The 15,462-nt window shown below is 46.8% G+C and carries 15 protein-coding genes; 6 read left to right on the top strand and 9 right to left on the bottom strand.

What is annotated here, in order from left to right; all coding sequences use genetic code 11:
- Positions 1-108 precede the first annotated feature (108 nt).
- Entirely contained in the window at positions 109-519 is a 411-nt protein-coding gene (locus tag EJV45_RS18005; RefSeq protein ID WP_129717958.1) for a hypothetical protein, read from the top strand.
- Here the strand turns inward: EJV45_RS18005 and EJV45_RS18000 are convergent.
- Together EJV45_RS18000 and bshC are read right to left on the bottom strand one after the other, a co-directional pair.
- A complete protein-coding gene (locus tag EJV45_RS18000; protein WP_129717956.1) occupies positions 516-1,601 on the bottom strand; it encodes an Ldh family oxidoreductase in 1,086 nt (361 codons plus the stop codon). The two genes, EJV45_RS18005 and EJV45_RS18000, sit on opposite strands and share 4 nt — an antisense overlap.
- Before the next feature lies 1 nt (position 1,602).
- Positions 1,603-3,189, bottom strand: coding sequence for a bacillithiol biosynthesis cysteine-adding enzyme BshC (bshC, locus tag EJV45_RS17995; protein ID WP_129717954.1), 1,587 nt, complete (start codon positions 3,187-3,189; stop codon positions 1,603-1,605).
- Positions 3,190-3,410: 221 nt separating this feature from the next.
- Here bshC and EJV45_RS17990 point away from each other — a divergent pair, with 221 nt between their 5' ends.
- The 3 genes from EJV45_RS17990 to EJV45_RS17980 are packed head-to-tail and all read left to right on the top strand — an operon-like array spanning position 3,411 to position 6,141.
- Complete coding sequence (locus EJV45_RS17990) at positions 3,411-4,124, top strand: DUF4397 domain-containing protein (RefSeq protein ID WP_129717952.1); 714 nt, start codon at positions 3,411-3,413, stop codon at positions 4,122-4,124.
- Positions 4,125-4,130: 6 nt separating this feature from the next.
- Positions 4,131-4,853 carry an RNA polymerase sigma factor gene (locus EJV45_RS17985; RefSeq protein WP_240755338.1) on the top strand — a complete coding sequence of 241 codons (723 nt, stop codon included), beginning with the start codon at positions 4,131-4,133 and terminating at the stop codon, positions 4,851-4,853.
- Positions 4,837-6,141, top strand: a complete 1,305-nt coding sequence (locus tag EJV45_RS17980; protein WP_129717950.1) for a hypothetical protein — start codon at positions 4,837-4,839, stop codon at positions 6,139-6,141. Before EJV45_RS17985 ends, EJV45_RS17980 begins: the two co-directional genes overlap by 17 nt.
- Here EJV45_RS17980 and rimO read toward each other — a convergent pair.
- From rimO to rpmB, 5 genes are all read right to left on the bottom strand, one after another.
- Entirely contained in the window at positions 6,138-7,499 is a 1,362-nt protein-coding gene (gene rimO, locus EJV45_RS17975; protein ID WP_129717948.1) for a 30S ribosomal protein S12 methylthiotransferase RimO, read from the bottom strand. The two genes, EJV45_RS17980 and rimO, sit on opposite strands and share 4 nt — an antisense overlap.
- Before the next feature lie 43 nt (positions 7,500-7,542).
- On the bottom strand, positions 7,543-8,505 hold the full coding sequence (gene ftsY, locus EJV45_RS17970; protein WP_129717946.1) for a signal recognition particle-docking protein FtsY: 963 nt from the start codon (positions 8,503-8,505) through the stop codon (positions 7,543-7,545).
- Positions 8,506-8,585: 80 nt separating this feature from the next.
- Positions 8,586-8,753 (bottom strand): DUF4295 domain-containing protein, encoded by a 168-nt coding sequence (locus tag EJV45_RS17965; RefSeq protein ID WP_107216620.1) that lies wholly within the window; start codon positions 8,751-8,753, stop codon positions 8,586-8,588.
- Positions 8,754-8,817: 64 nt separating this feature from the next.
- Positions 8,818-9,000, bottom strand: coding sequence for a 50S ribosomal protein L33 (gene rpmG, locus EJV45_RS17960; RefSeq protein WP_107216618.1), 183 nt, complete (start codon positions 8,998-9,000; stop codon positions 8,818-8,820).
- Positions 9,001-9,037: 37 nt separating this feature from the next.
- Entirely contained in the window at positions 9,038-9,271 is a 234-nt protein-coding gene (gene rpmB, locus EJV45_RS17955) for a 50S ribosomal protein L28 (RefSeq protein ID WP_107216617.1), read from the bottom strand.
- Positions 9,272-9,465: 194 nt separating this feature from the next.
- On the opposite strand from rpmB, the gene acs reads away from it, so the two are divergent.
- Complete coding sequence (acs, locus tag EJV45_RS17950) at positions 9,466-11,361, top strand: acetate--CoA ligase (protein ID WP_129717944.1); 1,896 nt, start codon at positions 9,466-9,468, stop codon at positions 11,359-11,361.
- A gap of 37 nt (positions 11,362-11,398) precedes the next feature.
- Here acs and EJV45_RS17945 read toward each other — a convergent pair whose 3' ends face one another.
- Positions 11,399-12,085: a hypothetical protein gene (locus EJV45_RS17945; RefSeq protein ID WP_129717942.1), complete on the bottom strand. Its 687-nt coding sequence runs from the start codon at positions 12,083-12,085 to the stop codon at positions 11,399-11,401.
- Between the two features lie 151 nt (positions 12,086-12,236).
- Here EJV45_RS17945 and EJV45_RS17940 point away from each other — a divergent pair, with 151 nt between their 5' ends.
- Positions 12,237-12,422 (top strand): CsbD family protein, encoded by a 186-nt coding sequence (locus EJV45_RS17940; protein ID WP_008505035.1) that lies wholly within the window; start codon positions 12,237-12,239, stop codon positions 12,420-12,422.
- 61 nt (positions 12,423-12,483) lie between these two features.
- Here EJV45_RS17940 and EJV45_RS17935 read toward each other — a convergent pair whose 3' ends face one another.
- The gene (locus EJV45_RS17935; protein ID WP_129717940.1) at positions 12,484-15,417 is read right to left on the bottom strand and encodes a pitrilysin family protein; all 2,934 of its coding nucleotides are present in this window, start codon (positions 15,415-15,417) and stop codon (positions 12,484-12,486) included.
- Positions 15,418-15,462: the final 45 nt, after the last annotated feature.

The raw sequence follows: 15,462 nt of genomic DNA, 5'->3' as shown, positions 1-15,462 counted from the left end.
CAATCGCAAAGATATAAAAATTGAAAACATACAGGTGTTCCGGATGCCACGAATCCGTCATAAGCAAACCTTCCGCGTTTTTCGCTGTTACGTTTTAAAAATAACACCATGGAGAACGAGAATAAACAAGGACCTGCAGATGATAAACTGCATTCAATAGAAAGCGATGATCAGCGTAACCATCGTGAACTGAGATACGATGAGGAAAAGGAAAGTTATGAGCTTGATGTTCCGAGCGAGGAAAAGGATTATGACCATCCGCTGCCTTACGAGACGTCGGCTGAAGAAGGCGCAGACTTCAATTCTGACTATGATGAACAAAATCCTTACCTGGGCGATGAATATGGCACGCGCGATCAAATCAAAGAGAATGATCTTGAGGAGCTCGGCATGCACATTGACAATGGCGAAAGCGTAGAACTGTCATCAGAAGACGAGCTTCTGGCCCGTACACCTGAAGACGACCGCGACGACCTCGATGAAGAGGGTTATCCGGTTAACGACGAACCGAAAGCTTAGGTTAGCCGCGCAAGTCCGAGCCGGTCTGCGAGTGCATGCAGATCATTCGCCACCGCTACAACGAGCGGAATGCCATTTGCCCGGCGTTCTGTCTCTGCTTCGCGCTCAGGCTGTCCTGGGATAATCACTTTTTTATCCGGATCGACCGTTGTCGAACTACTGAAACGGTCGATCCAATTATCCATGTGCTGTTTATATTCGTCTACCTGACGGAAGCCATCGACTCGCATGGCGCCAAGAAAATGGCCTATGCCCGCACCGACCGGATCTGCCGGAGGTTCAAGGAAAGCGACAAACGGAGGGACCCACGGACCATAATTTGCACCCGAAAGAACGGCCGAAAAAATGTCGACCGCAGCACCAAGACCATATCCTTTGTGGCTTCCATGAGCCTTATCGCTTCCCAGCGGAAGTAAGGCACCACCCGATTTCAGCTCGTTTGGATCAGTAGAAATCCTGCCATCTTTGTCCTGCACCCAACCTTCAGGGATTTTGGTGCCGGTACGCTGGGCAATTTCCAGCTTCCCGTTTGCTGCTGCCGCCGTTGCCATATCAACCACAACCGGTGCATGTTTACCTGCCGGAAATGCATAACAAATCGGGTTGGTTCCAAGCAGCCGCTCATTGCTGTAAGTGGGTGCAACCAGCGGACTTGCATTTGTCATGCTCAGGCCAATCATATCCTGGCGCACTGCCATCAGGGAATGGTAGCCTGCAATACCAAAATGGTTGGAATTTTTTACAGAAACCCAGCCACTTCCATAAGTCCTGGCTTTCTCGATAGCCAGATTCATGGCAAACGGCGCTACAACGAGCCCCAGGCCACGGTCACCATCTATCGTTGCCGTTGTCGGCGTTTCGTGGACCACCGTGATTTGCGGCCGCGGATTAATGCGTTCTTTTTCCCAAAGCCTGACGTAACCACTCAGTCTTGCAACACCATGCGAATCAACACCCGTTAGGTCTGCCTGAAGAAGTACATCGGCAGCCAGTTCAGCATCGCCCGCAGGGCAACCCATAGCTAGAAATACCTGACGGGTAAATTCCCGCAGTGCGGTCTCAGTGTATAAATGTTCGGTCATGTTAAGGAGTAATGATGGTAAACTGCTGCCCGAGAGGCTGAAAGCGCTCGATCAGGGTAGACAGGAAATCTTCGCCATAATTCACGTACATTGGCGCCAGGTTAAGTACCCTTTCCTGGAGGCTGCCGCCGGGAAACAAGCGCGCCTTCACATTTTTTATCTGCTGGAGGGAAATTTCGTGGTTTCGCTTCTCAGCGCGAAGCAGTTTTTTTTCCAGGTTTCCCAACAGGTGAAGCGTTTTTGTTTTCGCGGCATCTGCCGATTCGGAAAGACTCTTGTCAATTTTAAAGGCCTGGAGTTTGATCCGGTCAAATAAGGCCTGGATCTCGCGGCTTTCATCTGCCAGGAATAGCTGATTACGCGTATTGTTGTGCACCCAGTTGGTTACAAGCGTTTCTTCATTTGCAAATATCTCGTCCGGGCTTATGCCCAACCTGAACAGGTTCTGTTTACTTCGCGGATCGATGAGCAAGGCGGAGTTACGCAGGATCAGCACAGGGAAATCCGTTTTGTAAAAATCAAAATTTGCCTTAAGCTGCATCCAATAGGCAATTTCTGCTCCACCACCGATATAGGCAATATTTGGGAGGACAATTTCCTGGTACAGCGGGCGCATCACAACATTGGGACTAAACCGGTCGGGATGTTCGTTGATTTCTGCGAGGAGCCCGCTTTCGCTGAAGGTGATATCGGTTTTGTTTACTTTGTAAACATTGTCTTCAAAAACAATTCGCTCCCGGAGATGATCGCGGAGATAGAAAAAATTAATCTCCCGGCCATGAACCTGAGCGCCGTAACCGCAGGAAGCCAGGGCCTCGCTGCTTGCAGCAATATGAGCGGCACTGTGCCGGTGAACGATATCATCGGCGGCAATCCCCGCGAACTGCGCTTTCAGTTCTGGCTCATCAGCATTGATAATGACCAGGCCGTATTTCTCAAAAAGGCTGTTTACAAGCTGCCTGGTCGCATCGGCCAGGTTCGAATTGCCCAGATAAGCATCTTCTACCAGGCTGCCCAGTTTTCTGCCGTTGGCACTGAGCCCAAGGTAACCTTTATAGGCTGTTACGGCAGCAGCAACCGTTTTGGTGCTCAGCCTTCCGGTAGCCCCATTGCCCTGCTGTATCCAGCTGATCAGCTCTTCCTCAACCTGAACATGGTTAATCTCTGCAAAATCATGATCTTCAGTCGCCATCCAGTATACAGGAACAAAGTTCTGCTCAGGATAAGCAATCTTCAGTTCGAGCGCCAGGTTAATCGCGGTGACGATCTTATAAATAAAGTATAGCGGTCCTGTAAACAGGTTAAGCTGATGGCCGGTGGTAACCGTAAAAGTCTCTTCGCGAAGAAGCAGCTCTATATTATTGGCTACCGCCTGATGCGTCTTAAGATTCGAATACTGGTTTTTGAGTACCTTTACGAGTGTTTGCCGGTTGCCGCCGAAGTTTCTTTTTTCGATTGTTTTCCCAAGACCTTCAAGGTCGGGGCGCTCAGCATAAAAAGCTGCTAGATCAGGTTGGCCGGCAAGGTAATCAAGAACCAGCCCTGAAAAAGCATTGGTCTGGCTGTACGGAATGTAAGTTGCCTGCATGGGGTACGAAAGTAATGTATTTTATAAAACTACGTTTTTGAGAAATAGATATTTTACACTCATAAGATACTGTAGCCTTCTGCGGAAAAAAACAGCTGTGCTGTAGCGCCCGGCATGGGGAGGGCGTTTTGTCAGGTAAAGCAAATGGCCATTTGACTTAAGAAAACAAGTTATTATTTATCCGGCGAACATAATTTGTTCCCGAACTAAACACCACAGATATGAGATTTTTAGAGCGTTTTACAACTGTTACAAAAGTTTTGATAGCGGGAGCGGCCCTGGCCAGTGTACTGACAGCCTGCAAACGCAATGATAATTATGAGGATCTTCAGGCCTCAGGCATTGCAATGATCCATGCATCTCCGGATGCGCCTTCGCTGGATTTTATTGTTGATAATACCCGCGCCAATCAGAGAGAGTTTAAGCTGGATAGCGCAATCCATTATCTGGCGGCTTATCCCGGCACAAGACGCTTCGGCGTAACCAACCGCGGTTCGAGCACATTTTTAGCGCAGAATAATTATTCGCTTACCCCGGGTAAGTTCTATTCGGCATTCGTCATTAATAAATTGAGCAACATCGACCTTCTTGTAACCGAAGACAAGCTGGTGGCGCCCGCAAGCGGTAAGGCCCGCGTGCGCTTTATTAACCTCAGTCCGGATGCTGCCGCGCTTGATCTCACCATAACAGGCAGAGAGGGCAAACTCGCTACAGCAAAAGCATTCAAAGAAATAGCAGATTTTGCCGATATTGATCCGGGTGAAGGTCTGACGCTTGAAATTGCTGAAAGCGCAAATCCAGCTGTTAAAGCCACCAGACCAACCGTTTCGCTTTCAGCCGGAAAGGTATATACGATCTGGGCTAAAGGTCTGAAAAGCAGTACTGCCGACAGCACGAAGCTTGGAATCAGTATGATGCTAAACTCAAATCAATAATTACCCGTGGATCAGGTTGTGCAGGGGTACGGAGCAATGGGAAAAGCCTTTGGCTTTTGTTTCGGTAACCTGCGCAATCTGGCTGTCGGGCTTGCATTAGATGCCGATGAGCAAAAAGAAAACCAGCGTTCGAACCACCGCACAGTGATCAAGAGAATCAAAGACCTGAGGACATTGATTGCCAGCAGTGGCAAAAATGACAGCGGTTCAAAGGAGTTTATCTATAAATCGTTCTATGGTTACCTGAAAGCCATCGTTATCAGGTATACAAGCAATGAAGATGATATCCAGGAGCTGGTGAATGATTCTTTTGTCAAAATTTTTACGCATATCCAGAGATTTCAGGCGCCCGAGACCGAGGAGGAATGTACAAAAGCGTTCAAATCCTGGATGGCAAAAATTACTTCCCGAACGGCTATTGACCACCTGCGAAGTACAAAAAAGCTGTCGCTTATGCAGGAGCTGACGGAGGCAGATGACCAGGCTGAAGAAGTTAATGTTCTGTCGGCACTGCATGTCAGGGATATTTTAAATCTTCTAAATCAATTGCCTGAGTTACACCGCTTGGTTTTTAATATGTATGAGATCGAGGGATTTTCACATGAAGAAATTGCCACGTCGCTGTCTATTCCCGAGAGCAGCTCACGGGTTTATCTGACCCGTGCCAAGAGTAAGTTGAGAAAATTGTATGCACAAAATTTAACAGGTTCCTATGAAGCGTACAAATAAAGAAATCATCAGACATATCAGGGAAGAGCTGCTTGATTATGAGGCGGAATATGATCATGGTGCGTGGGAACGTTTCAACAAGCCGCCTGCGGCACCCCTCCGGCAGAAAACCTGGCTTTGGCGCGGTATGGCCGCTGCTGCGATCATACTTATTGCCGGGTTCTTGTTTCTGCGCCAGCAGGAACCGGGGCGGTCAGAGTTTGCAAACAAGCCTGACTCATCTGCCAAAGTTATTCAAGATAATATAGCGTCGGCGCGCAGCGATTCTGGCAAGTCTGCCGGGACGGCATTTGAAGATCACAGGCTGGCAGCCGTAGCTTCATCTGAGACCGGGCTGGCTGAACAGGCTGCAGGCTTAGAAAATGACAGGTTTGCGAACGTCGCAAGATCAGCAATAGAATACGGAGCAGAGCAGCCGGCGGTTGTTGCTGCTCAGGTAACATCAGCTGCAACTGCGCAGGTACCGGCTGAATCTGCGACTGCCGGCACGCAAGCGGGAAACAGTATGCAGACAGCTAAGGGACCTGTCGGTGAGACACCAAATACAACAACCCGTCAGCCTGATCCTTTCGAGAAAATGCTGGCTGCTGCTGATGATAAAGGCCCGGGCGGCGAGCTAAAGCCTACACCGGAAAGGAGAGGTCTGCAACTGGGAATGGTGCTAGCGCCGGCCCTGGGAAATGACGAAAAGGTAAACCTTGGTTACGGAATCGCGGTAACGTATGCGCTGAATAAGAAGTTATCGCTGACATCTGGTTTAACGTATTCAGCAATGAGCACCTTCAAAGACGTAGCCTTTCAGCCCCCGGCTGTTCAGGATTTTCCAGCCGCAACAACAACCTTTAATACGCCGGAAGCTGAGTCCAGGCTCGAATCGGTAAATGCCAGTATCAGGGGACTGAGTGTGCCGCTGGAGTTGCGTTATCACATCAGTGAAAAAATCTATGCGGGAGCAGGCGTATCTGCAATGGCCATACTTAACCAGCGGCAGCAAAATAACTACCTGGTCCCCAAAATTGCACCGCAGTCTTATGCTACAGCCGGCGGACAAATGGAAACCCGGAATATGGTTGTGACCCAGCGGGAAACGCGGCAGCTTTCAGGAGAGGAGCTAAATAACAACGCCAGATATCTAGGCTTTTATAACCTCTCTGTTGGGTTCCGTCAAAAGATCAATTCGAGGAATGCGGTAGCCCTGGAGCCTTTTCTCCGGGTACCTATGAAAGATTTTTCAAAAGACAATCTGAACCTGACCGATGCGGGATTGCGGCTTCGGTTTGATTTCTAAACCAGCAGGCCTGACAATACTTCTTTGTGAGCTACGTGACCGTACAAATCAAAGTCTTCAGCACGGTCTATCTTTACCTGTACAAAACTTCCGTTTGCAGCATAACCTGAACGCGCATCTATCAGCACTTCATTATCAACTTCGGGAGAGTCGAATTCCGTCCGGCCGATAAAGAAATCACCTTCTTTTTTGTCGACAAGTACTTTGAACGTTTTGCCGACTTTTTCCTGGTTGATTTCCCAGGAAATACCCTGCTGTATTTCCATAATGCTGTCTACCCGTTCCTGCTTTACTTCATCGGGGACATCGTCTGTAAGCAAATGCGCGTGTGTTTTCTCTTCATGAGAATAAGTGAAACAACCAAGACGGTCGAAACGGGTCTCTTCAACCCAGGCCTGCATTTCTTCAAAATCGGCTTGCGTTTCTCCCGGGTAGCCGCAGATAAGCGTAGTACGCATGGCTATACCGGGAACCTTATCGCGGATGCTATTTACCAGGTCGACGGTTTTTTGTTTAGTAATACCACGACGCATTGATTTTAGCATATTGTCGGTAATATGCTGCAAAGGCATATCGAGATATTTACAGATGTTAGCCCGTTCGTTCATCACATCAAGAATTTCCATAGGAAACCCTGACGGATAAGCGTACTGCAGCCTGATCCATTCAATGCCGTTCACATCAGAGAGCCTGCGCAGCAGTTCGTCCAGATTCCGCTTCCCGTATAAATCGAGACCATAATAAGTCAGGTCTTGTGCAATCAGGATAAGCTCCCTGGTGCCGTTGGCCGCAAGAATCTTTGCCTCATTTACAAGTTCTTCCATAGGTCGGGACAGGTGTTTTCCGCGCATCAGCGGGATGGCGCAGAATGAACAGGGGCGATTGCAGCCTTCTGCTATTTTGAAGTACGCAAAATGGCTTGGCGTGGTAAGCAGGCGTTCGCCGATCAATTCGTGCTTGTAGTTGGCGCCGAGTGTCTGCAGAATACCCTGCAGATCGTTCGTTCCGAAATAAGCGTCTACATTTTTGATTTCTGATTCGAGCTCGGGTTTATAGCGCTCAGAAAGACAACCGGTCACGATCACTTTGCCCACTTTACCGGCCTCTTTCATTTCGCTGAACTGCAAAATGGTATCGATAGATTCCTGTTTGGCGTTGTCAATGAAACCGCAGGTGTTAATGACCACAATGTCATCTTTGCCTACGCGTTCAGGCTCATGAACCACGTCGAGGCTATTCCCTTTCAATTGTCCCATGAGTACCTCAGAATCATAAATGTTTTTGGAACAACCCAATGTAATCACATTGATTTTTGGTTGTTTTTGTTTTACAGCTCTGTTTACGGTCTTCGTGTTCATGTTCTCCTCCAAGCGCCCGATGCGCGTTTCTTGTGCCTGATGGCTATTTAAAAAGTGAATCGACAAAAGCTTTTTTGTCGAATAATTGCAGGTCGGTCATTTTTTCGCCAACACCTATATATTTAACCGGTATTTTAAACTGGTCTGAAATTCCGATAACTACGCCGCCTTTTGCGGTACCGTCCAGTTTGGTAATAGCAAGGGCATTGACGTCAGTTGCTTCGGTAAATTGTTTGCATTGTTCAAATGCATTTTGCCCGGTAGAACCGTCCAAAACAAGCAGGATCTCATGGGGTGCCCCCGGAACAATACGGTTCATGACATTTTTGATCTTGCTCAGCTCATTCATGAGACCGACCTTATTATGAAGGCGACCTGCTGTATCGATAATAACGACGTCTTCATTGGCGGCTACGGCCGATTGAATGGTGTCAAACGCGACAGAAGCGGGATCAGAACCCATTGCCTGTGCAACAACACGTACACCAACCCGTTCGCCCCACAATTTGATCTGGTCAACAGCGGCAGCCCGGAACGTATCCGCAGCGCCGAGAACTACTTTGAGTCCGGCATTTTTCAACTGATGGGCCAGTTTTCCGATGGTTGTGGTTTTGCCTACGCCGTTAACGCCTACAACCATAATGACATACGGCTTATGATCGCCGTATTCAAAATTTCTGAAATCGTTGCTGTTGTTTTCGGCAAGCAGTTGTTGAATTTCCTCACGCAGCAAGCCGTTCAGTTCGCTGGTCGAAAGGTATTTGTCGCGGGCCACGCGGGCCTGAATGCGGTCTATGACTTTAAGGGTAGTTGCAACGCCGACATCAGAAGTTACCAGCACTTCCTCAAGGTTGTCGAGAACATCGTCATCTACAGTAGATTTTCCGGCAACAGCCTTGGTTATCTTACTGAAGAAACCTTCTTTCGTTTTTTCGAGGCCCTTATCGAGCGCTTCCTGCTGCTCGGGCGCAGCCTCTTTTTTCTTGAAAAAATCAAATAAACCCATGGGGAAGAATTTCGGGAACTAAAATAAAAAAAGCCCTCCAGCTTATAACAGGACGGCTTTAATATCTCGCAATAATAGAATTATTGACCTTCTTGTGACGCGGCGATCGCATCTTTAATATGATCATTGTGAACAATAGACTCTTTGAAAGAGTAAGCACCAGTTTTTGGTGATTTGGTCATGGTGATCACTTTAGAATATTCTTTGCCTTTTCCTGTTTTCAGGGTTGCAACTACTTTCTTTGCCATGGTATTGTGTTTTGTGATTACACCAGCATTCTCATAAAAAGAAGCCGGCTGATCGAAACCTTAACTATTTAATTTCTTTGTGTACCGTTACTTTTTTCAGAACCGGATTGTACTTTTTAAGTTCCAGTCTTTCTGTAGTATTCTTACGGTTTTTTGTAGAGATGTATCTTGACATGCCTGGCATACCACTAGTTTTATGCTCAGTACATTCCAAAATAACCTGTACTCTGTTACCTTTTTTTGCCATTTTTTTATCTTTTATAGCTGATTAATACAGCCTGATCCTACAAATATCCTTTTTTAACAAACCGGTTGATGGCTTCGCTGATACCAACTTTATTGATGGTTTTGATAGCTGAAGTAGAAACTTTCAACGTAATCCAACGATCCTCTTCAGGAATGTAAAACTTCTGAAGCTGAAGGTTCGGGTGAAACTTGCGTTTGGTCTTAACGTTCGAGTGTGAAACGTTATGACCTTTCATTGCAGTCTTTCCGGTTAAATCACAAATTCTTGACATGACTTATATGTATTAATTAATCGCCGCTTATTTTTTTAAGAGTTTGCAAATATCTGAATAATAAATGAAAACATCAAGAACGTGCTTTTAATTTTTTTCTTGTCCGAACGGGCGGTCGTTGAAGCCGACGTTCTGCATACCGTACCTGAAGAAAATCTTATATTTGGTTAACCTTAATTCTAACAAAACACCAAATGCAGATTAATAGTATCGAAGAGTATGAGCTCGCGTACCGGAAAAGTGTGGACAATCCCGAGCAATTCTGGGGAGAAATTGCGCAAAATTTTCAGTGGCGCAAACCCTGGTTTAAAGTCTTATCCTGGAACTTCGCTGATCCGGAAATCAAGTGGTTTGAGGGTGCCAAACTTAATATTACAGAAAATTGTCTGGACAGGCACCTGGCAACCGACGCAGATAAGCCGGCTATTATCTGGGAACCGAATGATCCCGAGCAGGACAGCATCACGCTTACCTATAAAATGCTGCATGAGCGCGTTTGTCGTTTTGCAAATGTGCTGAAACGAAATGGCGCAAAAAAAGGCGACCGCATTTGTATTTACATGCCTATGGTTCCCGAACTGGCTATTGCTGTGCTCGCCTGTGCCCGGATCGGTGCTGTGCATTCGGTGGTGTTCGGTGGTTTTTCTGCCAAATCAATCGCAGACCGGATCAATGACGCAGCCTGTAAACTGGTGGTAACCGCAGACGGCGCCTACCGGGGCAGCAAAAAAATCGAGCTTAAAGAGGTGATCGACGATGCGCTGATTGGTTGCTCTACGGTTGAAAAAGTTATCGTCCTTACACACACCCGGACGCCTGTTTCAATGCTGAAAGGTCGTGATGTCTGGTGGGAAGATGAAGTGAAACATGTAAATGATGTATGCCCGGCTGAAGAGATGGACGCAGAAGATATGCTGTTTATCCTCTATACATCCGGATCTACGGGTAAACCAAAAGGCGTTGTTCACACCTGCGGGGGATATATGGTCTACGCCGGTTATACATTTAGCAATGTCTTCAACTATCAGCCCGGTGAAGTTTACTTCTGTACCGCAGATATCGGGTGGATTACCGGGCATTCTTATATTATATACGGGCCGCTTTCGCAGGGAGCCACATCAGTAATTTTTGAAGGTATCCCAACCTATCCCGATGCATCGCGTTTCTGGCAGATTGTAGACAAGCATAAGGTAAACAGCCTGTATACGGCACCGACTGCCATCCGCTCGCTGATGAGTTTTGGTGATGAGCCTTTCGCCAACGTTTCAATGGATACTTTACGTGTACTGGGTTCTGTAGGTGAGCCTATAAATGAGGAAGCATGGCATTGGTTTGATGAAAAGATAGGGAAAGGGAACTGCCCCATCGTTGATACGTGGTGGCAGACAGAAACAGGGGGGATTATGATCTCGCCGATAGCCAATGTGACACGCACAAAACCCAGCTTTGCCACATTACCCCTTCCGGGCATTCAGCCCTGCCTTGTCGATGAGAACGGTCAGGAAATTGAGGGAAATGGCGTAAGCGGAAACCTGTGTATCAAATTTCCATGGCCCGGTATCCTTAGAACTACATATGGTGACCATGAGCGCTGCCGGCAGACCTATTTCTCTGCTTATCCGAACATGTATTTCACCGGCGATGGCTGTCTCCGCGATGATGAAGGTTATTACCGTATCACCGGCAGGGTAGATGATGTAATTAACGTTTCTGGTCACCGGATTGGCACGGCTGAAGTGGAAAATGCCATCAACATGCATTCTGGTGTGGTGGAAAGTGCGGTGGTTGGTTTTCCGCATGAGGTAAAGGGGCAGGGGATTTACGCTTTCGTTATCTATCCTGAACATCATAGTGATGAGGAACTGACACGGAAAGATATCCTGCAAACCGTAACAAGAATGATCGGAGCAATTGCCAAACCAGATAAGATCATGTTTGTATCCGGATTGCCAAAAACGCGCTCCGGGAAAATCATGCGCCGTATTTTGCGCAAGATTGCAGAAGGAGAGGTTTCAAATCTGGGCGATACGTCGACCCTGCTTGATCCGGCTGTTGTGACCGAAATCATTGAAAAGGCACAAACGAAATAATAACAAGGGCAGGCTGATCTGCCCTTTGTTTTTTAAATCAGTTTGAGTTTGAGAATGAAAGCGACACATTATCTGCAGGTTCCTTGAAATGGGCGGTATACCAGCTTTTCATTTGTTCTGACTTAAACCTGCCGCTTTCATTAATCTCTTTGATTACTTCTTTTGAAGATCGGGTGGCATCTTTGCCTGAACGGGCCTGGTACAGCACATAATCTGCAAGCACCTTACTGTTTGTGTTGGGCGCTTTGTATCCCAGTATAGTTCCATCGGCCCCGATAATCAGAACATGAGGTACGTTGCCCAGCCCTTTCCATGGCTCAGCATCGCGGTCGGTAAGCCGGTAGGCCTCATGGCCGCCGCGGTTTTTTTTGCTGAACTCGCGCCAGTACTGCTCATTGTCTCCATTGTAAACGGATATGAATTGTACATCTTTATATGGTTTGAAACGGTTCTGCATTTCTGCGTAACGGGTTGAATCTCCGGGATGAGGATGGTTAAGGGGGCTGCTGTAAACCACAGCATAGACCGTTTTGCCGGAGAAAGATTGATTTATGGTCGCCGTTCTGCCATCTGCACCGAGCAGGGTCTGTGAAGAAATATTGGTATCGGCGTAATCATCATAGTCATTAACGATGCCTTTTGCAAGTGATTTGACCATGACTATGCAGGACTGCTGAAGCAGAATGGCCGGCAGCAGAAGCAGGATGAGGATTAATTTTTTCATGCGTGTTTAATTAAGGTTCATTTAGAGAGACGACTGCAATGCAGCGATGGTTGCATGCATGAAGTATTAATTCTGAAAAGGCAGGTCTGTTCGAAGCAAACAAAAATCTTGTCGGGCTGTTGATTAAGAAACTTATACTAAATTACTTACTATGGACAAGCTGGAAATAAAAGGCAAGTGGAATGAGATAAAAGGAAAGGTTAAACAAGCCTATGGAGACCTTACAGAAGACGACCTGACACATGAAGAAGGGAAAGATGATGAACTGTTGGGTAAACTTCAGCAAAAAACCGGCAAAGGCCGGGACGAGCTTGTAAAGTGGATCAATTCGCTTTAGGTGCGCTTTACAAAAAGAAGCGGCTTCCTTTCCGGGAAGCCGCTTTTTTTATGCCTTATTTTTAATAACCGAAAACCTGCTCAAGGTTAAGTTTCGTAACTGAGCCGAATTTTTCCAGGTCTGCCATACTGATCTTTTTCTCTGAGGCCACGATGCAGTAACTGTATGGTTTTCCTGCTATCTGTTCTTTATGGAACTGCGCTATGTCTGTAAAGTTCAGCGGTTTTAGCTGCTGATACAAATCAATACGCGAATCGTGGTCATAACCAAGTTTCTGATCGTTGAGATAAGAATAAATGATGGCGTCTTTTGTAATCCGTCCGGTTTCAAGTGCGTTAAGTGCGTTATCTTTCGAAGCTGTAAAGGCTTTATCTGACTCGGGTAACACGGTGAGCAGTTCATTCATCGCTGCAACCGCATCGTTCATTTTATCTGCCTGTGTTCCCACATAGGCCATCATATAATATTCCTTGTCACGTTTGTCGGGGTTTGCATACAGGGCATATGATGAGTAGGCGAGCGCTTTGGATTCGCGGATGGTCTGAAATACGACCGAGCCCATGCCGCCGCCAAAGTAACTGTTGAAGAGGTCGATTTTTCCGGCGTTCGCTGGATCATACATTCCGTTGTTGCGCACCCACCTGATCTCAGCCTGGACCATATCATAATCAGCGAAATAAACCTTATTGTTTTCAGGATGCTGGTATGTGAAGGTTTTTGCCGCTGCCGCCGGTGTAAAGGCTGTGGGAAGCTGATGAACTTTGGTGATATCTGATGTAAAAGCCGCAAGGTCTTTGGGTCCGTAATAAATAATGTCGTGCTTGTAATTGCGGATATTGTGCAGGATATACACCAGTTGTTCTGCTGTCATGGCTTTCACCTCATCATTGCTTAAGCCGTAATTGAAAGGATTGTCCTGTCCGTATTGAGCATAATTCATAATGCCCGAAAGGATCGCCGTCTTATTCAGCTTATTGTTTTCACGCTGTTTCAGAATCCGGCTTTTTAATTCAGCGAGGGCCGGTTCATTTGGTTTGCAATTCGCAAATACGTGCTCGACCAGGCTCACCGCTTTTTCAAAATTTTCCTGCAAGCCGGTAATGGTGATCGTGGCCACATCGTTTCCAACGTTAAAGCTGTAGTTGCAGGCAATGTTATAGAATTGTCTGCTGATCTCCTCTGCCGTATATTTATCAGTACTTAAAAAGGTAAGGTACTGTGCGGCATACGGCTGAAGTTTGTAGTTGTAGGCTCCCATATCAAAGCGATAGCTCAACCTGAAGATGCTGTTCTCCTTGTTCTGAACACTCAGGATATCAGCAATCCCGCTTTTACCGTATGCGATGTCTTTTTTGTAATCAAGAAACACGGGCTGAATCGGTTTGACAGGAGCTTCAAGTACGTTTTTTGCAAATGCAGAAACTTCATTCGCGTTCGTAGCAACAGGAGTAATGGCAGGTTTATCTACCTTCTGGCTGTTCTTGTCCGTGCCTTTATGTTTCAGAACGACAACATAGTTGTCTTTAAAAAAGGTGTTTGCAAAATCTACGATATCTTTTTTGGTTATTTTGGCCATTTCATCGGGGGCGCCGAGCGATTTGTTCCAGTTTGCGCCGCGGTTAAGAATAAACTCGTTTGTTGTCGCTTCAGCCCTGAAGTTATTGTTGTCAAAAGACTGGAGCAATGAAAGTTTGCTGTTGGCGACGGTAGCTTTGATCAGGCTTTCATCAAATTCTCCCTTTTTGAGCAGTTCAATCTGACCAAGCAGCAGTGCTTTGGCCTGGTCAAGGGTCTGTCCCTGTTTTGGCGCAGCGCTGAGAATGAACAAGCCGTAATCTTTCATCTGCTGGGTACCTGCGCTGGCGCGCAATACTTTTTGCTGCTTGTTAAGATTGATATCGATCAGTCCTGCTTTTCCGTTCGACAGGATGCTGCCTGCGAGGTCCAGCAGCATGCTCTGCCGCGTGCTTTCAGGATATCCGCGGTAGCCGATCATCAGGTTTTCTGCGTTTGGCCCGTAGATGTCGATGGTACGGATGCCGGTTAAGGGTTTTTCCGCCGCAGGCTGATAGAGCTGAACAGGTTTGCTGACCATATAAGCAAAGGTTTTGTCAATCTTTCTGATCAGTTCATCCGGGTTGAAATCGCCGGCCATTACTACGGCCATGTTGTTTGGCACATAGTACTTCTGGTAATATTTTTTTATCTCGACCAGCGAGGGGTTTTTAAGGTGCTCAATTGTGCCGATCGTTGTTTGCTGACCATAATTATGCGTGGGGAAAACTGCGGCGAAAAGTGCTTCAGCAGCTTTGCTTCCATCATTATCAAGCGAGCGGTTTTTCTCTTCGTACACTGCTTCCAGTTCGGTATGGAAAATCCTGAAGATCGGATTCCGAAAGCGCTCACCCTGCAGACTTAAAAACTTGTCTACAGAATTTGAGGGGAAATCCTCATTATATACCGTCTCTTCGTACCAGGTATGGGCATTGGAGCTTTGACCGCCTATGCCCTTCATCATTTTGTCGTACTCATTGGCGATAGAGAACTTTGAGGCCTCGCCCGAGGTTTTGTCGATTTCCCTGTAGATCTCTTTACGCTTTTCGGGATCAGTTGTCTTATTATATGTTTCATACAAGGCATCAATCTTATCAAGCAGCGGTTTTTCCTTTTGCCAGTTTAACGTTCCGAATTTGTCGGTTCCTTTAAAAAGCAAATGTTCCAGGTAATGGGCAAGGCCGGTGGCGGTTCTCGGGTCGGTGTTACTGCCAGCCCTGACGGCCATTCGGAATTCGATATTCGGCTCTTTCGCATTTGGGGAAAGGATCACTGTCAGGCCGTTTTTCAGGGTGTAGAACCTGGACCGGGTAGGGTCATTTGTGACATACTTGTACGTGTACCCGCCCGACGAAGCGGTTTTCCATTGATAGGTGTTTTGCGCCATAGACGACACGCCGACCAAAAGAAAACATGCAATGGTAAATAGTTTGTGTTTCATTGAGAATAAGTTAACGGATCAAATATAAATTTTAACCGCATCAAA

It is taken from the genome of Pedobacter sp. SYP-B3415, from assembly GCF_004138205.1.
Lineage (GTDB): Bacteria > Bacteroidota > Bacteroidia > Sphingobacteriales > Sphingobacteriaceae > Pedobacter.
The sequence above is the reverse complement of the archived record's forward strand: the minus strand, read 5'-3'. Positions and strand labels throughout refer to the sequence as shown.